General features: G+C 59.2%; 16 protein-coding genes. 6 read left to right on the top strand and 10 right to left on the bottom strand.

Features of this window, described 5'->3' with window-relative positions; translation table 11 throughout:
• Positions 1 to 6: 6 nt before the first annotated feature.
• From kdpB to AC1DIG_RS28590, 6 genes are all read left to right on the top strand, one after another.
• Positions 7 to 2,085, top strand: coding sequence for a potassium-transporting ATPase subunit KdpB (kdpB, locus tag AC1DIG_RS28615; RefSeq protein ID WP_477770021.1), 2,079 nt, complete (start codon positions 7 to 9; stop codon positions 2,083 to 2,085).
• A gap of 12 nt (positions 2,086 to 2,097) precedes the next feature.
• The gene (kdpC, locus tag AC1DIG_RS28610) at positions 2,098 to 2,670 is read left to right on the top strand and encodes a potassium-transporting ATPase subunit KdpC (protein ID WP_477770020.1); all 573 of its coding nucleotides are present in this window, start codon (positions 2,098 to 2,100) and stop codon (positions 2,668 to 2,670) included.
• 22 nt (positions 2,671 to 2,692) lie between these two features.
• A complete protein-coding gene (kdpD, locus tag AC1DIG_RS28605) occupies positions 2,693 to 5,392 on the top strand; it encodes a two-component system sensor histidine kinase KdpD (protein ID WP_477770019.1) in 2,700 nt (899 codons plus the stop codon).
• On the top strand, positions 5,389 to 6,078 hold the full coding sequence (locus tag AC1DIG_RS28600) for a response regulator (RefSeq protein ID WP_477770018.1): 690 nt from the start codon (positions 5,389 to 5,391) through the stop codon (positions 6,076 to 6,078). Before kdpD ends, AC1DIG_RS28600 begins: the two co-directional genes overlap by 4 nt.
• Before the next feature lie 227 nt (positions 6,079 to 6,305).
• Entirely contained in the window at positions 6,306 to 6,635 is a 330-nt protein-coding gene (locus AC1DIG_RS28595; RefSeq protein WP_477770017.1) for a hypothetical protein, read from the top strand.
• 520 nt (positions 6,636 to 7,155) lie between these two features.
• Entirely contained in the window at positions 7,156 to 8,289 is a 1,134-nt protein-coding gene (locus AC1DIG_RS28590; RefSeq protein ID WP_477770016.1) for a DmpA family aminopeptidase, read from the top strand.
• Positions 8,290 to 8,376: 87 nt separating this feature from the next.
• Here the strand turns inward: AC1DIG_RS28590 and AC1DIG_RS28585 are convergent, their stop codons facing one another.
• The 10 genes from AC1DIG_RS28585 to AC1DIG_RS28540 form a co-directional block, all read right to left on the bottom strand.
• Positions 8,377 to 8,769: a hypothetical protein gene (locus AC1DIG_RS28585; protein WP_477770015.1), complete on the bottom strand. Its 393-nt coding sequence runs from the start codon at positions 8,767 to 8,769 to the stop codon at positions 8,377 to 8,379.
• A gap of 53 nt (positions 8,770 to 8,822) precedes the next feature.
• Positions 8,823 to 9,824, bottom strand: a complete 1,002-nt coding sequence (locus tag AC1DIG_RS28580; protein ID WP_477770014.1) for an ankyrin repeat domain-containing protein — start codon at positions 9,822 to 9,824, stop codon at positions 8,823 to 8,825.
• Between the two features lie 104 nt (positions 9,825 to 9,928).
• Positions 9,929 to 10,192, bottom strand: a complete 264-nt coding sequence (locus tag AC1DIG_RS28575; protein WP_477770013.1) for a PAAR domain-containing protein — start codon at positions 10,190 to 10,192, stop codon at positions 9,929 to 9,931.
• Between the two features lie 174 nt (positions 10,193 to 10,366).
• A complete protein-coding gene (locus AC1DIG_RS28570; protein ID WP_477770012.1) occupies positions 10,367 to 10,837 on the bottom strand; it encodes a hypothetical protein in 471 nt (156 codons plus the stop codon).
• 2 nt (positions 10,838 to 10,839) lie between these two features.
• Entirely contained in the window at positions 10,840 to 15,528 is a 4,689-nt protein-coding gene (locus tag AC1DIG_RS28565) for an RHS repeat-associated core domain-containing protein (RefSeq protein ID WP_477770011.1), read from the bottom strand.
• The gene (locus AC1DIG_RS28560; protein ID WP_477770010.1) at positions 15,525 to 18,431 is read right to left on the bottom strand and encodes a type VI secretion system Vgr family protein; all 2,907 of its coding nucleotides are present in this window, start codon (positions 18,429 to 18,431) and stop codon (positions 15,525 to 15,527) included. The genes AC1DIG_RS28565 and AC1DIG_RS28560 overlap by 4 nt, the downstream gene beginning before the upstream one ends.
• Positions 18,432 to 18,564: 133 nt before the next feature.
• Complete coding sequence (locus AC1DIG_RS28555; RefSeq protein ID WP_071550615.1) at positions 18,565 to 19,083, bottom strand: Hcp family type VI secretion system effector; 519 nt, start codon at positions 19,081 to 19,083, stop codon at positions 18,565 to 18,567.
• 520 nt (positions 19,084 to 19,603) lie between these two features.
• A complete protein-coding gene (locus AC1DIG_RS28550) occupies positions 19,604 to 19,903 on the bottom strand; it encodes a hypothetical protein (protein WP_019689672.1) in 300 nt (99 codons plus the stop codon).
• A 68-nt stretch (positions 19,904 to 19,971) separates the two neighbouring features.
• A complete protein-coding gene (locus AC1DIG_RS28545; RefSeq protein WP_477770009.1) occupies positions 19,972 to 20,718 on the bottom strand; it encodes a molybdopterin-dependent oxidoreductase in 747 nt (248 codons plus the stop codon).
• Between the two features lie 30 nt (positions 20,719 to 20,748).
• Entirely contained in the window at positions 20,749 to 21,342 is a 594-nt protein-coding gene (locus AC1DIG_RS28540) for a cytochrome b/b6 domain-containing protein (RefSeq protein ID WP_477770008.1), read from the bottom strand.
• Positions 21,343 to 21,720 lie beyond the last annotated feature (378 nt).

Here is a 21,720-nt window from a genome sequence, read left to right as displayed (position 1 = left end):
ACGACCATGACACGCAAAGCGTTCTCCTTGTTCGACCCGAAGCTGATAAGTCCAGCCATGCTCGAGTCGGTGCGCAAACTCAGCCCACGAATCCAGTGGCGCAACCCGGTGATGTTCGTCGTCTACATCGGCGCGATCATCACCACCGCCCTCTGGGCGCAGGCCCTCAGCGGCAAGGGTGAAGCCAGCAGCGGGTTCATCCTCGCGATTGCCTTGTGGCTGTGGTTTACCCTGCTGTTCGCCAACTTTGCCGAAGCGCTGGCTGAAGGCCGTAGCAAGGCCCAGGCCGCCTCCCTGCGCGACCTGAAAAAGCAAACCTGGGCCAAGAAACTGCGCGAGCCGCACTACGGCGCCGAGTGGCAACTGGCTCAGTCGAGCGATCTGTGCAAAGGCGACGTGGTGGTGGTTGAAGCCGGTGACCTCGCGGACTCGGTGATCCCCGCCGACGGCGAGGTGATCGAAGGCGCGGCCTCGGTGGATGAGTCGGCGATTACCGGCGAATCGGCTCCGGTGATTCGCGAATGCGGCGGCGATTTCTCGGCGGTGACTGGCGGTACGCGGGTGCTCTCGGACTGGATCGTCGTCCGCGTGACCACCAACCCTGGCGAAACTTTTGTCGACCGCATGATCGCGATGGTCGAGAACGCCAAGCGGCAAAAGACCCCGAATGAAATCGCCCTGTCGATCCTGTTGGTCGCACTGACGATTGTGTTCCTCGGCGTCACGGTGACGCTCCTGCCCTACTCCCTGTTCGGGGTTGCTGCGGCCAAATCCGGCTCGCCGGTTTCGATCACCGTGCTCATCTCGTTGCTGGTGTGCCTGATTCCGACGACCATCGCCGGGCTGCTGTCGGCGGTCGGTGTGGCCGGCATGAGCCGCATGATGGAAGCCAACGTCATCGCCACCTCCGGCCGGGCGGTTGAGGCTGCCGGTGACGTGGATGTGCTGCTGCTCGACAAGACCGGGACCATCACCTTGGGCAACCGTCACGCCTCGGCGTTTTTACCGGCGCCGGGTATCAAGGAGGCGGAACTGGCGGATGTGGCGCAGCTCGCGTCCCTGGCCGACGAAACGCCTGAAGGACGCAGCATCGTGGTCCTAGCCAAGCAGCGGTTCAACCTGCGCGAACGCGACATCACGGCGTTGCACGCACACTTCGTGCACTTTTCGGCGCAGACCCGCATGAGCGGTGTCGACATGGGCACCCGGCAACTGCGCAAGGGCGCCGGCGAAGCGATTGTGCGGCATGTCCAGAGTCTGGGCGGGCATTTCCCCGACGCGGTGCAAACCATCGTCGAAGAAGTCGCACGCCGGGGCAGCACGCCGCTGGTGGTCGCCGACGGGGCCAAGGTGCTGGGCGTCATCGAACTCAAGGACATCGTCAAAGGCGGGATCAAGGAGCGCTTCGTCGAACTGCGGCGCATGGGCATCAAGACGGTGATGGTGACGGGCGACAACCGGGTGACCGCCGCCGCCATCGCTGCCGAGGCCGGTGTCGATGACTTCCTGGCGGAAGCGACGCCCGAACAAAAACTCGAACTGATCCGCAGCTATCAGGCCGAAGGCCGGCTGGTGGCCATGACCGGCGACGGCACCAACGATGCGCCGGCACTGGCGCAGGCGGATGTCGCCGTGGCGATGAATTCCGGGACTCAGGCCGCCAAGGAAGCCGGCAACATGGTCGACCTCGACAGCAACCCGACGAAACTGATCGAGGTGGTGGAAACCGGCAAACAGATGCTGATGACCCGGGGCTCGCTGACTACCTTCTCGATTGCCAACGACATCGCCAAGTATTTCGCGATCGTGCCCGCGGCCTTTGTCAGCACCTACCCGCAGCTTGCGGCACTGAACATCATGGGCCTGACGAGCCCGAACTCGGCGGTGCTGTCGGCGGTGATTTTCAACGCGCTGATCATCATTTTCCTGATCCCCCTGGCGCTCCGAGGCGTGAAGTATCGCCCGGTCGGTGCGGCGCTGCTGCTGCGGCGCAACCTGTTGATCTACGGGCTGGGTGGGGTGATCGTTCCATTCATTGGCATCAAAGTGATCGACATGGCGTTATTCGCTGTCGGTCTGACGTGAGGGAGTATGGCCATGGTATCTCTGCTGCGTCCTGCATTGACCCTGTTGATTGCACTGTCACTGCTCACCGGGCTCGCCTATCCGCTGGTCACCACCGGGATCGCCCGGCTGGTCTTTCCCCATCAGGCCGCCGGCAGCTTGATCGAAAGAGACGGCAAAACCGTCGGCTCGCTGTTGATCGGTCAGGGCTTTAGCGATCCGAAGTATTTCTGGAGCCGCCCTTCCGCCACCAGCCCCATGCCCTACAACCCGCTGGCCTCGGGCGGTTCGAACCTCGGTCCGCTGAACCCGGCGCTGGCGGACGCGATCAAGGGCCGCATCGACGCCTTGCACGCTGCCGATCCGGGCAACACCGCCACGGTGCCCGCCGACCTGGTCTACAGTTCCGCCAGTGGCCTTGATCCGCATATCAGCGTTGCCGCAGCGTTGTATCAGGCAGGCCGGGTTTCGCGAGTGCGTAACCTGCCCATCGAGCAGGTTCTCCAACTGATCAGCGAGTATTCTGAAGGCACGCTGCTCGGGTTCCTCGGCGAGCCTCGGGTCAACGTCCTGGCACTGAACCTGGCACTCGACGCCGCACATTGAGCGCTAACACACGGTGAGCTTGATGGCCGAAGAACGTCCTGATCCGGACCAGCTACTGGCCCGGATTCGCGAAGAAGAAGCGCAAGCCAAACGCGGTCGGCTGAAGATTTTTTTCGGCGCCAGCGCCGGTGTCGGCAAGACCTACGCAATGCTCGCCGCCGCCCAGACTGCAAAACAGCAAAACGTTGATGTGCTGACCGGCGTGATCGAAACCCATGGTCGTGCCGAGACTCAGGCCCTGACTTCAGGGCTCGAACAATTGCCTCTGAAACAGGTTGTCGACAAGAACCGTACGTTGACCGAGTTCGATCTGGACGCCGCGCTCGCGCGCAAGCCGGGCCTGATCCTGATCGACGAACTGGCTCACTCCAATGTCGCAGGCTCCCGACATCCAAAGCGCTGGCAAGACGTTGAAGAACTGCTCAGCGCCGGTATCGACGTCTGGTCGACGATGAACGTTCAGCACCTCGAAAGCCTGAACGACATTGTCGGCGGCATCACCGGGATTCGTGTCTGGGAGACCGTGCCCGACCATGTCTTCGACACCGCCGATGAAGTGGTCATCGTCGACTTGCCGCCCGACGACCTGTTGCAGCGTTTGAAGGAAGGCAAGGTCTATCTGGCGCAACAGGCCGAGCGCGCGGTGCAGAACTTTTTCCGCAAAGGCAACCTGATCGCCCTGCGCGAACTGGCGTTGCGTCGCACCGCCGACCGGGTCGACAGCGACATGCTGCAGTACCGCCAAAGCAGCGCACCAAAGCCGGTCTGGGGAACCCGCGACTCTTTACTCGCCTGTATCGGCCCCCATGAACAGGCAGAAAAAACCGTACGCTCGACAGCGCGCCTGGCCTCTCAGCTCAGCGTGCCGTGGCACGCCGTGTATGTCGAAACCCCGGCCTTGCAGCGTTTGCCCGAGGCCAAGCGCCGTCGCGTGCTAGCGACCTTGAAACTGGCCCAGGACATGGGCGCGCAGATCTCGACCCTGGCCGGTCAGGACATTGCCGAGACGCTGGTCAAGTACGCACGGCAGCACAATCTTTCGAAGGTCGTGCTGGGCCGTGATGAACGTCCGCATCGGCGACTCTGGCGGCAGGTGCTTGCGGATCGGATTGGTGTGCTGGGCGCCGATCTTGACGTGATTCAGATTTCGCTGCCGGAAAGCCGCCAACCGTCAACCGACAGCACCGCCAAAACCGGCGAAAGCCCGATCACCTGGCGACCCTATCTCTGGAGCGCAGCGCTGTGCGCGGTGACGACCCTGCTGGCCCTGCCTCTGGCCGGGCTACTGGAACAGGCGAACATCGTCATGCTGTTTCTGCTGGCGGTTGTTGCCGTGGCGGTGCGCTTTGGCCGTGGCCCGGCCGTCATGGCGGCTTTTGTCTCAGTCGGCGCCTTCGACTTTTTCTTTGTGGAGCCGCGTTTTTCATTCGCCATCGCCGATATCCAGTATCTGGTGACCTTTAGCGTCATGCTCGTGGTCGCCCTGGTGATCGGGCAAATGACCGCCAGCCTGACCTATCAGGCGCGGGTCGCACAACGACGCGAAGACCGCATGCGCGGGCTGTACGACATGTCGCGTCTGTTGTCCGCCGCGCTGCTGACCGAGCAGGTCGCGGAAATCGGCGCGCAGTTTCTGTCAGCCGAGTTTGGCGCCCGATCGGCGTTGCTGGTGGCCGATGACCACAACAAACTGCAGGCGCCGATGGTCACGGGAGAGGCACCGCAAGTCGACGTTGCCATCGCCCAGTGGTCGTTCGACAAAACCGAACCGGCCGGCTACGGCACCGATACCCTGCCCTCCAGTTCCACGCTTTACCTGCCCTTGTCGGCGCCCATGCGGGTGCGCGGAGTATTGGCCGTGCAACCGCGAGACACGACCCGGCTGGCGGTGCCGGAACAGCGGCGCCTGCTCGACACCTGCGCATCATTGCTGGCCATCTCGCTTGAGCGGATTCACTACATCAACGTCGCTCAGGACACCACGGTTCAGATGGAGTCCGAGCGGTTGCGCAATTCGCTGCTCTCGGCCATCTCCCACGATCTGCGCACCCCGCTGTCGGTCATGGTCGGGCTCGCCGAAGCACTCAAGCTGACCAAACCGCCCCTGACCGGCGATGCCGCCGAGATCGCCACGGCGGTGGGCGAATCTGCGCTGCGCATGAATACGCTGGTCAATAACCTGCTGGACATGGCTCGCCTCGAATCCGGCAAGGTGGTGTTGAATCGTCAATGGCAACCCATCGAGGACGTGGTCGGTAGCGCCCTGAGAGCTATCCAGCCGATTCTGGGAGGGCGTTCGGTGCAGGTTGAACTGGAAGATGACTTGCCCCCGGTGCGCATCGACGCTGTGCTGATCGAGCGCATCCTCATCAACCTGATCGAAAACGCCGTCAAATACACCCCGCCCGGTACCCCGATCAGCCTGGGGGCCAACGCTACGCCCGAGAGCATTGAGTTGTGGGTCGCCGATGAAGGGCCGGGATTGCCCCACGGTCACGAAGAGGCGATCTTCAACAAATTCATGCGCGGCAAAAAGGAAAGTTCGATTCCCGGCGTCGGTCTGGGCCTGGCCATCTGCCGGGCGATTGCCCAGGTGCATGGCGGGACCATGCTGGGTATCACCCGCCCGGAAGGCGGTGCGCGCTTCACGCTACGTCTGCCCCGTGAAGAGCCACCGAACATTGAAGCGTTGTCGCAGCAGACTGACGAGGACTCACCATGAGCGAGCCTGTACTGCGTGTCCTGCTGATTGAAGACGAAAAGGAAATTCGCCGTTTTGTGCGGATGGCCTTGCAAGCCGATGGTCTGGAAGTGCATGAAGCCGAGAACTTTCAGCGCGGCCTGATCGACGCGGGAACGCGCCGGCCGGACCTGATCGTACTGGATCTCGGCCTGCCTGACGGTGATGGCGTTGACCTCATCCGGGATCTGCGCACCTGGTCGGAGGTGCCGATCATTGTCTTGTCGGCCCGTGGCGCCGAATCCGACAAGATCCTCGCCCTGGACACCGGGGCCGACGACTACCTGGTAAAACCCTTCGGCACCGGCGAGCTGCTCGCCCGCGTCCGCGCCCTGTTACGCAGGCGTGTGAAAGATGCCGAGAACCGTGCGGTGCTGAGCTTCTCCGACATTCAAATTGATCTGGACCGACGCGTCGTGGAACGCGCCGGTGTCCCGTTGCACCTGACGCCGCTGGAATACCGTTTGCTGGTGCATCTGTGCTCGCACCCGGATCGTGTGCTGACGCACCTGCAACTGCTCAAAGCGGTATGGGGCCCTTCGCACACCACCGATACGCCGTACCTTCGGGTGTTCATGGGCGGCCTGCGCAAAAAAATCGAAGCCGACCCGTCACAGCCACGCCATCTCGTGACCGAAACCGGTGTGGGTTACCGCTTCATTCCTTGAACACTGAGCCGCACCCGTTGAATTCAAACCCGGGCTTCATGCCCCGAGCCCTCGTGGCGACCGTTCGTCCAGCCTGAAGCGGGAGCGCCCTTTCCTCGTCTACACCTTTAGACAGGAGACCTTTCACGGTCGGTTGGACACCCGACATTTCATTCGATGGCATACGAAGCGCCATACGGAACTGCAGTATTTCAAGCTTCGGGTTTCATTTCTCAAGGAATAGAAAAATGAGCACTAGCAGCAAAGACTGGCATGCATGGCTGAACGCGATGCCGCCGAAACCGGATGACTTCCACGTGGTAGGCGATGTTGAAGTTGCCAATCCGGGAATCAAGGTCTATCTGACCATGCGAGCCCCGCAGGGTTTTAACCCGTCAATCCTCATGCTGGATCTGCACTTGGTCCAGCAGCCTGGAATCTGGCCACAAATATTGTGCAGCACACAGGCCAGGTTCGACCGGGTAATGCCCCCCAGCGCGCCCCACTACGAAGCGGTTGATGTTTACCACAATGGCGAGCGATTGGCGTACATCGACTACATCCCCACCATCACCTGACCGGCCTGTAACCGGGTACTAGAGGTCGCAACAAAGGCTGTGCCGGCAATGCTCGAAAAGCGCCACGTATACAAGGTCAGGAGGATCCGGAAAAACGCGGCGCTTTCTTCTTTTGGTTACATCGGAGAGATGGTGGCAAGCGCACCGATCACGATGGTCAATGCCAGAAATCCACCCAGGAAAATCGCCATCTTCAGCATTTGGCCTCCAAAATTATACGTCTGTGGTTGCAGCGTCATTGTGAGGCCGGGGCCGGGTTCATTACAGAAGCAGATAGCCCGGGAAAATACGGATCAGATCAACCCGCCGACATTCCAGTCACTACCCCCTTGCGAGTACCCCACCAGGGTAATAGGCACCTGCGGCCTGCCTCACTAACCTGTCCACCGTCCCATGCGACCAAGCGTGTCCGCACGCGGCGCTGGAGCAACATCAAGAACGGCAACCGAGCCGACGTCCCCCCGGCGTATGCCCTGAGCAATGTGCGCCTTTACTGTCTAACTTGACTGAGAGTTTCAGCATGAAACCACGTGCCCGCGACCTGAACATTCAATTCGGCCAGCTGCAACCCGGCCCCCTCAACGCCATCACCGATGTGCCCGGCGTACGGGTCGGCCACAGCAACGTGCGTGGACGAACAGCCGACGGCCGCGACATTCTTACCGGCGTCACCGTGATCGAACCGAGGGCCGGCTCCACCAATCAACAGCCGTGCTTTGCCGGTGTCCATGTGCTCAACGGCAATGGCGATGCGACGGGGCTTGAGTGGATTCGCGAGGCCGGCCTGCTGACCAGCCCGATCGCCTTCACCAACACCCACAGCCTGGGCGTGGTCCGTGATGCGCTGATTGAACTGGATCGCCAGAGTCAACCTGATGACGGGCGACTGTACTGGAACATGCCGGTGGTGCTGGAGACCTTCGACGGCTTGCTCAGCGATATCAATGGCTTCCATGTGAAGACCGAACACGTGGCCCAGGCCCTGCGCGCGGCGGTTGGCGGCCCGGTCACCGAAGGCGCCATCGGCGGCGGCAGCGGCATGATCTGTCATGAATTCAAGGGCGGCATTGGCACCGCTTCGCGTCGTCTGAGCAGCGCGCAGGGTGGCTGGACCGTTGGCGCCATCGTCCAGGCCAACCACGGCATCCGCAATGAATTGCGCGTCGACGGTTACCCGGTCGGGCGCTATATGGAACAGGCTGACTCGCCGTTCCTCAAAGCGTCCCTGCCCTACCCGGGCATGGGCTCGATCGTTGTTTGCCTGGCCACCGATGCGCCGTTGCTGCCGCACCAGTGCACACGCCTCGCCCAGCGTGCCAGCCTCGGCCTCGCCCGCACCGGGGGCGGCAACGAGGACCACAGCGGTGACATTTTCGTGGCCTTCGCCACCGGCAATCAACACGTGCCGCCGGCCGCCTACCAGGGCAAAGGGGCGCCGACCTGCGACAACCTGCGCATGGTCAACAACGACCACATCAGCGAGTTGTTCCTGGCCGCCACCGAAGCGGTAGAAGAAGCCATCATCAATGCCTTGCTGGCCTCCGAGACTACCGAGGGCAATGGGCATGCGGTGCCGGGGCTGGATGCCGGCACCTTGTTGCATGCCTTGCGCCAGGCCGGTTGGCCGGGTACCAAGCAGCACAATCTGGTCTAGCACGCCCGCGACACTTGATCGGCGGACCGCTCATTCGCGAGCGTCCGCCCGTACCGATGCGTGAGAGTTACGTTTGAGTAACCTCACTCACAGGCCGACAGAACTCAGCCCCTTACGGAGACCCTCATCAGCTTGCTCGCACCACGCCTCAACACCTTCTGGAGCGGCGGTTTGTAAATCCTTGTATTGTCCTTCGCCCACTCTCACCAGGCCCTTTAGGCCATTGGCTTCGCTCTTGTCTCCATCACGCTTATCTATTTCCACTGGAACACCGGATACGTATGCGACCATCTTCTTGGCATTCTCGATGCTGTCAGACTTCAGAAAACCTTTATCAACACAGTAGCTAATGAGCCCCGATGCATTGCGACTGCCGTCGTACATACCCTTCATTGCAACTGGGTCCGGCCCCTCTGCATAGGCATAGCCAAAGGAACCCAACGCACTTGCCATTACAAAAACCACAATAGCTTTTTTCATATTCACTCCTTGAACACGTTTGACATCTCAGATGTATTGCCTATAAACCAGCCTTATTCGAACAACTTCACAATGGCATCCGAATACAGTAGGGGGACGTCTTTCGCCGATTTGAGCACATGCTGACGCACCGTTTGACCTTTCACGCTCGGATCTTCTGCCACGTATTCTGCTGGGAAAGCGGGCGCATTCTGATTAGCACCAGCAGCCAGCAAGGCCTTGATGCAATCCGGATTGTGACTGATAGCATTTTCCAGCAAGGGTGTGCCAACCGGCCATGGTTGCTGCTGTGGCTGCAGTGCATCAACTGAAGTTCCAGCTTTGTGCAACAGGGCGATACGTTGTGCCGCTTGCGGGTCTGGCTGGTCGTTCAGCGCATAGGCGCGCTTGCAGACAAAATGCAAAGGGGTTGAACCGACTTTGCTGACGCCATAAGGATCGGTACCTGCAGCGATCAGCAGTTTGATGACCTCAAGGCTGGACGCCCCTCCATTCATGAGTGGCGAGAATCCCTGAGGGGTCACCAATTTGGCGTCAGCGCCAAACTGCAACAGTAATTTGACCAGTTCTGGCTGGGTGGATTTCTCGCTGTTGACGGCTGCAATGAGTGGAGTATTGGTCCCGCCTTGAGCAATCACATTCGTATTGGCCCCCGCCTTGAGCAAGCTCTGCAGAATTAGCAAATCATCCCCAGATGCCTGCGGGGTGTCGACATTACCCAGCACGGACAGCAGCACTGTTTCACCGTTTTCGCTGATGGCTTCGTTTACATCCACCGGGAATTCAAGCAGACGATCGACCAGATCAGGCCGTTTGTAATAAGCGGCATGCCACAAAACCTGAATATTGGGTTTCGCCCCCTTTTTGAGCAACGTGTTGACGGTATTCAGATCTTTGCCATCTTTGGAATAAGCGTATTCCATCACCGCTTCGTCCAGTTTTTGGGTTAGATCCTTCCCCGATGCGGCTTGCGCTATGGTTGAGCCGCCGAGGAGGACCAGAGTCAGAGCACAAACAGTACGGCACCGGCTAAAAACAGGTTTGAATGGAAGCATACAAAATCTCAAATAGAAACAACGGTTATAGGTAAGCTTTCGCGCTCATGTCGTAAAACTTGGGAACGATCCAGGTATTTCTGGTGATGCTTAAGTCATTGGAGTTAACTAATCACAGCCCCCTTTGGACCGCTGGCTATCAGACTGGCGCCACAGGCGGTTTTCATACCGTCCAGTGCGACAGCAATTCCGCCTACCGTGTAAGTGCTGCTGCCCTCGGCGATGGGGAAGACGCCTTTGCACAGTGGGCAGCTGACTTTGTGGCCAACACCGGCAATGGGTTTGCCGTTGAGGTCCGTTTGGGAGAAGGCTTCCAATACTGCGCCACCGTGAGTCGTGGAGTCGCCGAGACGAATAATGTCTTTCACGTTGCTCTCTCAGAAAGGGGGCGTTATCTTCAAATAACGCGTAACCATAATTTCCTGCACTCAGGTCACGCGCTGCTTCTACCACGATCTTGCAAATTTCCTGAGAATGGGAAAGTGTTAACTGCCATTGGGAAATCAGGCCGTTGAAAAAACCACCCTACCAATCAGTCAATACTACTTCTCTTTAATATATTTAAAGAGCTTCTGGAAAAACCCGATAAATTCCTGCCGTATATCGGGTAGGATTTTTTTCAAGACCAAAAGGTAAATATAGATAGGCGTTGCGTCACCCGTATCATCTTCTATCCATCTTTCTTCACTCCCAAAGCAAAAAATAACACAGCGAGCCAACCTTGAGAGATCTGCATCCAATTCCCATCGCTGTTCTTCGATAGCCCACAACTCAGAAACAAGTTTTCTTATGAATACATCATTCACATCTATTTTTTCGCGAGCAACTGCCTCTTGTAGATATGAGACGATATTTTGCAGTTTCTCGTTCGAAATATTTTTCAGTCTTCCGTTATTGACGAGATCAAGCAAAAACTGCGCATAGTGGCGTCTAAGCTCATTATATGACACGCCCTCCTCGAGTATTTGTTCTTCGAGGGCGTCAATTTCTTGGACTTCTTGATTATCTATCATTTTTAAACTCCGTCTTTCACGCCAAGATCACCCATAACTTTAGAACATGAACGACAAAAAACTAACGGTTTACCATCGTTCCTGATGGTTGTTGAGGTTGCGCCTTGAGTGAGATCTCTCAATTCTGCAACTGACTGCACATTGTGTTGCTTTGCAATATGGCTAAGTGCATCTGGCTCTCCGCATAGGCCATGAAAATCGGAGCGTTTATCATCGGGAACTGAATTGTAGAGTTCCTTTACGACCGGGTGGTGAATACCGTCGCCTCCAGCTGTTGCACTATAACCGACCGCTGGTTCCGGAAGATTTCCACCCTCGATGGTTGTACGAGTTCCCCTATTGTTCGGTGTGATTCCCTTTACACGGGCCAACCCCAGTGGGTCACTCCACAGCACCGGATTCGGCGCATACGCATATAGGTTTGTACCACCCGAGTAGCTGATAGGGTCCTTGCTGATAAACCGCCCAACCGCTGGATCATAGTACCGATACCGGTTGTAATGCAGCCCCGTCTCATGATCGTGATACTGCCCCTGAAAACGGATCGGGTTGGTCAGTCCATGCTGCTGCGCTAACGCCGAGCGTTGCTCGCAGATTTCACCCCAAGCCTTGTACTGCGCACTCCAGGCAATATCGCCGTTCTGGTCAGTCAGTTCTTGCGGTGTACCCAGATGGTCGCACTGATACCAGGCCAGCACATCGAACGGTTGTGCACTCGGCTTGTGGTTCCACAACGGATCGTCGTCGAGGCTGTAGTCGCCGCTGTAGTCCGGCTGCCCCATCAGGTGAATCGGTTTATGTTTCAGGGCCTGAGCCACCGGAACAAAGGAGCCTGGCTCGTAGATGTAGTGCACAGTGCGACCCGCGCTGCCATCGACCTGGGCCGGGCTGCTTTCCCAGGCCAGGTTGTCGCCATCCCAGCCATAGAGAGTGAAGTCGCAGCCGAGCTCGCGTTGTTTACGGGCGTGTTCGTTACGGTTCCATAGAGAACCGGCCTCTGGGCGCTGTTTATAGTGCGCGCTGGAGTTCTTGTGCAGACGGCGGCCGAGGGCATCGTAGGCGTAGTCCACCGTCAGGCGGGTGTCGTCGAAGTGCACCAGACGGTCGAACAGGTCCCATTGCATCCGGCTGTAGCTGCCGTTGTGCCAGCGCTGAATCTGGTTACCACGCTCGTCGTACTCGTAATGGGTGCCGGCGTATTCGCGCAACAGGTTGTCGAGCAGTTTGCTGCGCGGCGAGTCCTGATCCAGCGGCCGGCGGATTTCTGCAATCTTGTCGTCCAGCAGGTTGCTGGCCGGGTCGAAGGCAAAGGTTTCCACGCCCAAGCGGCTGGTGGCGCTGAGCAGTCGGCCGACCGGATCGTAACGGTAGGCCAATGGACCACGGCGGCTATCGTTGATATCGGTCAGTTGGCCAGCGGCATCGTATTTGTATTCACGTTTGAGCAGCGTGGACTTGTCGTCACTGCGTCCCAGCAGTTGCTCTTGCAGACGCCCGGCCGGGTCCCACTTCTGGGTGTGCAGCAGGCGGTTGCCCTGATGGCGGGCGACTTCGCGGTGCAGATCATCGCGCTCATAACCGATCAGCTCATGCTCATCCAGACGCAGGCCGAGTAAATGGCCGCTGCCGTAGGTCAGCCAACTGACGCGATGGCCGTCCGGGCGCACGGTGGCAACGCGCTGATTGAGCACGTCGTACTCGTGTTGCCAGACCGCAACCAGTGGTTTTTCCAGGCCCAGGTAATGCTGGTGTTCGCGCAACAGGTTGCCGGCCGGATCGTGGAACCATTGCAGACGGCTGTCGGCGTTGTTGGCCAGGATCAGGTTGCCGTTGCCATCGTAGGCGAAGGTTTCGCTTTGCGACTGCTCGCCCAGCGTGGCGCGGCGTTCGGTCAAGCGGCCCATGGGGTCGAAGCTGACGGAGATACTGCGTTCACCGTTGAGCGTTCTGGCCAAGCGACCGCTTTCGGGGTCGTACTGATAACGGGTGGTACGGCCATCGAAGCCGGTTTCTTCCAGCAGCCGACCCACCGGGTCGTAGAGAAAGTGTGCGCGTCGCTCGTTTTCGTTTTCCAGCGCGATCAATCGACCGAGGCGGTCCCAGCGGTAGCGCAGGGTTTGTTCGGCGGCATCGACCCGTTCGGCGATAAAGCCCGCAGCGGTGTAGCTCCAGGTGGTGCAGCGATCCAGGCCATCGACGTGGGCCAGCAAACGGCCCTCGGCATCGCGCTCGAAACGCTCCTCGGTCTTGTCCGGGTGCTTGATCAGGGTCAGTTGTCCGGCCTTGTATTGGTACTCGGTGCTCTGCCCAGCCGCGTCGGTGAAGCAGATCATCTGCCCGCGCTCGTTGTACTTCCAGGCGCTGGCCTTGCCGGAACAGTCGGTGTATTTCACCAACTGACCGGCGTCGTTGTACTCGAGTTCTTTCGCGTTGCCGTTGGCGTCCTTGATCGCGGTCGGCAGACCGGCCGGGTTGTAGGCGTACTCGGTCTTGTTGCCCAGCGGGTCGATGGCTTCGACCAGATTGCCCACCAGATCGTAAGCCCGCTGCCACTGACCACCTTCGGCGTCGCTGATCTTGATCAGTTGACTCTGGTCGTCGTAGGCGTAGTGCATCACGCTGCCGTCGGCGCGGATATGCTCGAGCAGATTGCTGCGATCGTCGTAGCTGAAGCGGTCGGTACTGCCGTCGGCATGAACCTGACGCACCACATTCTTGGCATCATCACGGAAGAACCACTCCGAACTTCCATCGGCATGCCGGATGCGGTAGGTGTAGCCGAGGCTGTCGTAGTAGTGCCAGGTCTCGTTGCCGTGGGCGTCGGTGACGTAGGTCAGACGGATGTTTTCGTCCCACTCCAGGCGGGTGTCGAAACTACCGTCATCGGCCCATTCGCGCACCGCCTTGGCATCGGCGCCGTGGCCTTGCCATTGCAGGTTCATGCCGCGCTCAGTGCGGTCGGTGTAGCGGGTGATCAGGTGATGCTGGTACTGATAACGCCAGGCGGCGCCGTTCTCGTCCTGGGCCTGGGTCAAGTCGCCGTACGCATCGTACTGATAGCTGCACAGTTGGCGCTGCGGGGCACCGTCTCGAATTTCCCAGAGACCGATCAGGCGGCCGTGATCGTCGATCAGTGTACCGAGGTGCAGATGCACCTTAGTCACATCGTCCTGATAGGTGATCAGATCCGACAGTACCGAATGGTCGGCGTGGTGGTGCTCGTAATGCAGCATGATCCCCGCACCATTGCGCAGCACCACGCCGGTCAGCAGGTAGCGCTGGCCACGACGGACGTAGGTTTCCTTGCGCTCGAAGCCTCGGCACAACAGCAACTGGTCGTCGTTGACGCGCGCTACCGTAAGGTTTTCGATGGCGTCGTAATGGAACAAACCGACCTTGGGCAGCGGGTAGTCATGGCTACGGCCGTCGGCGTCATGGAACAGCAGCGCATCATCGACCAGGTCGAACCTCGTCGTGAAGGCAGTGATCCAACGCGCACCCAGTACGTCCTGATCATAAGCATCCAGGTTCGAGGAATAGGTACGAGTCCAGTCGATGGGAAACGGTCCCGGTAAGCTGAAGTCGGTATGGCGCACAGATTCCGAGCCAAGAGCGAAACTGATACTTCTCTTGGTCGTCGCACGGGCACAGTTCTTCTCTTCGTTGGGACGGGTTTTCGCAGGTTCCTCGTGCTTGCTGACCTCCGTCCTGCCTTCACCTGCCTTGCGTTTTGCCTGGCTGGTCGTGCCGGGTTTGACGTTGCCGCCTTGACCATGAGCATTGCGCAGACGCCAGGTTGCGACAGCGCCGGCCAGTACCATCAGCAACGCGCCGATCGAGTTCTGAATCTGAGTGTCGCTCAGACGGTTGAGCTGAGTCCGTAGCTCCGGGCCCATGGCCCGCAACAACGCCGTGTTAGCCAGTACCTTTTCCTTCGCCTCATCAGGCAGCAGGTGCTCGGCGGCACTGTTGGCGACACCCTTGCCAGCGGCCTTGTAGACATTGGCGACAGCGCCGAAGATGTTGCTGATGGCCTTCTTGGGGTCATGCAGTAACTGATCGCTGGCGGCACTCGCCAGTTTTTCCGCCTCGTGCAGATTGCCCTTGGCGTCGAGCTTGCCGTTGACCGCTTTCTCCAGGCCATTGGCAATCTCCTTGATCACGTCTTCGCCGAGTTTCCCGGCGTCGTCGAGGATTTCCTTGAGCTTGGTCTGGGCCTGTTTCACGAAGTCATCGATGGTGCCGACGATATCGGCGTTCAGGTGGCCGACGACGATCTCGATCAGCGAATCGCCCAGCAACATCTTGCCGGCCTGCCTCAATTCCTGGCGCACCAGAAACAGCGTCGGGCGCAGACTCATACGTGCAGCAGCCATGCTCGGCGGCATGGGCAAGACGCCAATCAGGTTGATGCCCAGGCTGACCCAATCGAGCACTTCGCGTTTTTTGCTGGTCGACAGGATGATGATGTCATTCAAGGCATCGACCAGCGCCATGATGTTGCCGACTACTGGCAGCGCACCGGCAACATTCTTGATCCGGTCGAGGGTGACCACACCGCCGCTGGTGGACTGCAACCAAGCGTCGAATTGCGCGGCGCTGCGTCCGACATCCCCGACTTTGATGAGGTTCAGTGGAACGACCGCCACTTGAGGTTCACGTTTTTTTACAACAGCAATTTCAGTCGTCATGAAAGCATCTCACCGGCCAGCAGGCCCGGGGTTTTAAAGGAAGTCTTGGGAGCGGTGGCGGCCGGCAGACGCGGCAACTTGCCGCTTTTGCTCGCGGCACCGAGCAGTCGTGATGCCGTCGGCAGCGCTGCACTCGCGAGCTGCGGCACCCCAGCCGATCCGGCCTGCAAAGCACCGCGCACCTGTTGCGCGGTCTGCACCGCACCAAGGCCGGTCTGCACCGCGCTCATGCCGGTCTGCGCCAGGGCCGGGGCGCTTTTCAGCAGCTCGGCGCTGCTGCCGGCACTCGGCAAGACCTGGGCAACCATCGCCTGCACCTGCGCCGGAATGCGCTCGGCCCCCGGTTGTTCGCGTGGCCACTCGGGTTTGCCGATGTAGCTGCCATCACTCCAGGTGTCCGCCGGATCCTTGCCGAACAGCACGCGTGCCGGCCCCGGTGCCGCACCGGAGACGCTGGCGAACCCCTTGGCATCAAGCTTGCCCTTGAGACTTTTGCCCAGCGCATCGATGACTTCGAAGTCGCCGCCCTTGATGCCTTGGCTCCCGGCGTACTGGTTGAACAGTTCGAGGTTGCCTTTGCCCGGCTTCGGCGGTTCGGGGAACGCGCCGGCCAGACTTTTCGCCCCGGTGTAGGCGAAGTTCGCCGCATGCGCGGTGTACGGGCCGGTGGTGGCGTGGGTGATGCCTCCGGCGTTGTAGGTCGTGGCACTGCCACCGCCCTGGATCACCAGTTCGGTCTTGGCGGTGATCGTGATGCGATCGGCGTTGGCGGTGATGTTGAGCTTGGCCAGCAGGTTGATGCTGTCTTTCAAGGCGCGCACATCGATATCGCCGGACGCCGCGACCAAGCGCCAGCCCATGCTCTGCACGAACAGGCGCATGCCGCGACTGGCGCTGGCCAGCAGGCGTTTGCCGATCGACAGGCTGGTGTGGCCGGTGCTGCTCAGGGCCAAGTGCTCGCCGGTGGCGATATGGCTGGAACGTGGCGTGGTTAGGGCGATGCCCGCCGGACTCGCCAGCACCAGATGCGGTTCGGTGAATTCCGGAAACTCGTTAGCGCTCATGTTCGCCGGGCCACTGCCGAGGATGCCCTGATGCTGGCTGTGCAGCGCCTTGGCCACGTCGTCCTGATCGCCCGGTTCCTGGGCTTGCAGTTCCTTGGCCTGCATGGCGAAACCGTCCTGCTGATCGGCGGCGGTGGCCAGCCGTTCGGCAGTTTCCGGGAGGTCCTTGTGGTGCTTGGATTCGTTCGGGCGTGGCTCGGTGGTCACCAACAAACCGGCGGCCGCGCGCACCGCGCCATGGCGGTCGGTGCGCAGCTCAAAACCCTCACCGCGTGGCTGGCCACCGGACGGGCGTGGATGAGTCAGGTAGCCAAGGTTGATCGCACTGGCGCCATGATCGCTGCGCAGCGCGATGCTGATCTCGCTGGTGGTGTCGTCGATCCGCAGTTCGTTGGCGCGGCTGCCCTTGTATTCCTTGCTCTTGACCGTAGCAAGGGTCTTGAAATCCGGCAGCTTGTACGGCGGCAGGTTCACCCCGTGGTACAGGCAACCGGTGATCAGTGGCTGATCGGGATCGCCTTCGAGGAAGGTGATCAGCACTTCCATGCCGATGCGCGGCAGGTTGATCGAGCCGAAGTTCTGGCTGGCCCAGTTCGAGGCGACGCGCATCCAGCAACTGGTCTTGTCGTCGTGCTGGCCTTCGCGGTCCCAGAAGAACTGCACCTTCACCCGACCGTACTGGTCGCAGAAGATTTCTTCGCCTTCGGGACCGGTGACCACCGCGCTCTGGGTGCCGAGGACTTTCGGTTTCGGATGCTCCAGCGGCGGCCGATACGGCACGTTCCACGGGATCGCGGAAAACTGGTTGCGGTAACCCTGGTGAAAATCGTCTTTGAGGTCGGTGACGTCGCTGGTCACCGACTCTTCGAGCACCTGCGGCTGCTTGCCTTCATGGCGGATTTCGGTGAGCAGCCACAGGTCGTTCCACGCCGGGTTGGCGTGGTCGGTCAGGGCCAGGAAATGCCCGCTGACCAGCAGTGGCTGATCGCTGCGACCTTCGGCCAGCCGGTAGTCGCTGCGATGCCGTTCCAGGTTGCGAGTGGCCAGGTGCTTGCCACGCTCACGGTCGACGAAACGCCCCGGATAATCGTAATCCTCCAGGTCCGGTTGGGCGGCGCTCTTGGCGTCGCTTTCGAGTTCGATACGCGGTTTGGTGAAATCGTAGTCACGGCGAGTGACGCGGCTGGTGCGGGTCGCCACCCGCAGCCCGAAACGCTTGATCATCGGCGTGTCGGCGACCAGCCCGGTGTCTTGCTGATAGGCCACCGGCGCAAGTTTCGGAAACACCGTCTGGTCGTCGCCGAACACCAGCAAGTGGCCTTTGGTACTGTGCTGGAAGTGGTAGTGAATGCCTTCTTCTTCGCACAGGCGCTGGACAAATTGCAGGTCGGACTCGTCGTACTGCACGCAGTACACGCGCTCGGGATACACCGCGCTCAGCTGGAACTTGTGATCGCTGGCGAGGATGCCGTGCTCTTCCAGCACCTTGGCGATGATCTGCGGCACAGTCATCTGCTGGAAGATCCGCTGATTCACCCGATGGGCCAGGTAGGCCAATTGCGGGCGCAGGGAAATCCGATAGCGGGTCAGGCGTTTACCGGCCTCGCCTTGGGCGATGCTGTAGACCAGCCCGTGTATGCCGGTGCCGTTTTGCGCGAGCTGGAGAAAGGCCAGTTTGTGCAGCAGGCTTTCGAGGTCGAGGAAGGCGCGTTCGCTGACCAGCTCCAGCTCAAATTCGAACGGCGTGTTCAGGGCTTCGCGGCCCTTGAAGGCCAGGACCTGAAAGTCCGCGCCTTCGAGGGTCAACGTGAAATGGGGCTGGTTGGCCGGTGAGAACATCCCTTGTTCCTCGCACAATGCTGCGGCGTCCCTCGACATCCGAGTCGGGTATCAACGAACGCAAAAAATCTTGAGTGATGCAAACAGCATCGACCAGCAGCGCTGGCCGATGTTTTGAAACGGTCGGCCAGACTTAGCCAGCGACCGGGGAACGCCAGTCATCGGAACCCGAAGTACCGGATACTTCGTGGGTCCAGGTGATTTTGCGGTAGGTGAACTCTACGTCTTCCAGGTGAGTGAAGTGCGAGTTCGCCGGGTCCTGGCAGTTGTGCATGTAGTCTTTGATGTCGACGATGATCGCGTCTTCAAGCTTGGTGGTGAAGTAGTGCTCTTGGGTGCCGGCAGCCGAAGTGCGGTACCACTTGATTTCGATCGAAGTCAGACGCTCGCCGGAAGTCAGGGCTGCCAGCAGCAGTGGCGAGGACTTGTCGAAAACTTTGGTGATTTTCACTGGCTTGTGAACGCGTTGGCCGGTTGGTTGGCCGGACTGCGGGTCACGCGGGATGATCACTTCGTGTTGGAAACCCTGAACCATGACCTGGTCTTCGTGACCTTCCTGGTAGGTGTTGCCAACCGAATCAGCGGTGAATGCACCGGCAGTGATCAGGCCTTGTTTGGTGCCGGTGATGGACATATACGCTGGTGTAGCCATGGATGCTCTCCTTGCTAAAAAGTCAGGACCGGCAGGCACAATTGCCTGTCAGGCGCCGACGGAGATATCAAAAGTCGTGCCAGCCATCATATGGCCATTATTTATAAAGGGCTTCAGCGAACTTGCCCGTGCATCTCTCCGTTTTTTATGTAGGAAGATTCACCAAAGTGCGCAAGAAGTTGCACAGTACTGCGCAACTTCTTGCGCACTCGCCTGTAAGCCACAGACCACCTGGCCTGTAGCGATTTTATAGGTAATTTTTCGAGATCGAGGTGCGCAACTTTTTGCGCACTCTGAATGAGCCACTCCTGACTCCATGAGCGACGTATATCGGGTCGTCGGCTGTCGGCAAGACCGAACCTGAGTTTCAGAGCGCAGCTCATTCAGCCGGTTTGATGCAGGGGCACCCATATACCGACGATATGAAAAACGGCTGTTCTGGTGCCTCAGCAGCTACTGATGACCCTGGCATGTCCTGGGCGGGACCACACGCGATCCACTGCTGAAGCGACCGGGTGCCTTAATATTTTTTCATCGTGTCAGTGCCCATTTCGTCCTTTTTCTCCATGCCCTCGCTCTTCATCGCGCCACCTTTCTCCATGCTGTCTTTCTTCATGGTGGCACTCTTGGTCTTCTCGCCCTTGGTCTTGTAGTGGTGCTTGGTGGTCTTCGTGGCATTACTTTTCATTTCATCGTTTTTCATCGTGCCCTTGTCCATCTGATCCTTGGACATGTCATTCGTATTCGCTTCCGCCGCAAACAACGGGGCGGCTACCACCAGGACTACGGCAGCAATCGCCGCAGCAATCAGCTTCTTCATGTCACTACTCCTGTGCAGTTCGCGTTAAGGACAGCGGCAATGCGCCGCGCTTCAGAACAGCCGATTGCTCAACTGCCACTGAACCAGTTGTAACCCTGATCTTCCCAATATCCACCGGGGTAATCGTTGGTCACGAAAATCTCCACCACATGTTTCGGGTTCTTGAAGCCCAGTTTTGTCGGCATACGCAGTCGCAGCGGGTAGCCGTACTCCGGCGGCAATACCTGATCGTCATAGCTCAGGGTCAGCAGCGTTTGCGCATGCAAAGCCGTAGGCATGTCGATGCTGGTGTAATAGTCATCCGCGCATTTGAGCCCGACATATTTGGCACTGGTATCAGCGCCCACCCGTTGCAAAAAAGTCGAAAAGGTCACCCCACCCCATTTGCCGATGGCGCTCCAGCCCTCCACGCATATCAGCCGTGTGACCTGAGTGGTGTGCGGCAACTGGTTCAATTCGGCCAGGGTCCAGCTGTGTTTATCCTGGACCAGACCGCCAACCGTGAGTGAGAACTCATCTTCCTCGATGTCCGGAATGCCGTTGCGGTCGTAATAGGCATTGAACGGGAACGGGCGCGTGATCATCGACTCAGGGTAGGTCGGTGCCAATCGGGCCGGATCGAACAGCGCCGCCTGAACCTTGTCATTGAAGCGCGAGACCATTTTCAGCATGGACTCCACTGAGTTGCTGTCGTCCAGCCGACAACCTGTCAGCAAGGCAATCCCGCCCAGCGTCCAGGCATGCCGAAGAAATTGCCTGCGTGCGGGTAAATCAAGTTCCTGCGCCACCGATCTGATGATGGCGGGGTCATCCATCCGGTCTTTTCCAGTCGTTCTGTTCATGAGTTAGCGCCCACGCAGCATGGCAATCAGGGTGCGTGGCACAAGGGCCACCATCACCAGATGCACCACGGTAAAAGCGACCAGCAACGCCATGCAGACAAAATGCACGATGCGCGCCGAGTCATAACCGCCCATCAGCTCCCTCAGTAACGGAAACTGCACTGACTTCCAGATCACCAGGCCCGACAGTACCAGCACAATGAGATCGAGCACGGCAAACAGATAGGCGAGCTTTTGCAGGGTGTTGTAGTACCGCAAGTCCGCATGGGCGAGCTTGCCTCTGAGAGCAGCGAGGAAATCATGCAGGACTTCGCGGGGAGGTATGGGAAAGAACTTGTGGACGATGCGCCCGGAAAAAATATTCAGCAGCAGGTAGACAATGCCGTTGATGAACAGTACCCACATCGCCGCAAAGTGCCAAAGCAGTGCACCTGCCAACCAACCACCCAAGGTGATACTGGCGGGAATCTGAAAGGAAAAAATCGGCGAGGCGTTATAGATGCGCCAGCCGCTCATCACCAGGATGACCACGGCGATGACGTTGATCCAGTGGGTCAGCCGTAGCCAGATCGGGTGAATAGTTTGCGAACTACTCATGATGCCTGTCCTGCCGGCAACGCGCCGGTAAAATCCCCCCGACCACCACGACGTGTGTTGGCTCAATCCCCCATGGTTAACCGGCAACTCAAATAGAGTCGCAAACAACGCCGCCCTGGCGACGCATGTATCAAGCCTAGCATCGGCTTTTAGAAACCGTTTTACATTATTCGCCTAGGCACTTTGCGCAGATGAACACAGCCTGATCCCGCTGGGCCGCTCTACTGCGTAATGCTGTTCACTTAAGCAACTTCAGCCGCGAGGCATTCTTTGTAGCAGCTGCCGAAGGCTGCGTTCGGCTGCGAAGCAGTCGTGAGTCCGGCTGCCATGGTGTACCTGACACACCGCGATTGCTGAATTTACGGCTGCTTCGCAGCC

It is taken from the genome of Pseudomonas sp. 05N431 (assembly GCF_056397005.1).
Note: the sequence above shows the minus strand (reverse complement) of the source record. Positions and strands in the feature narration are given on the sequence as shown.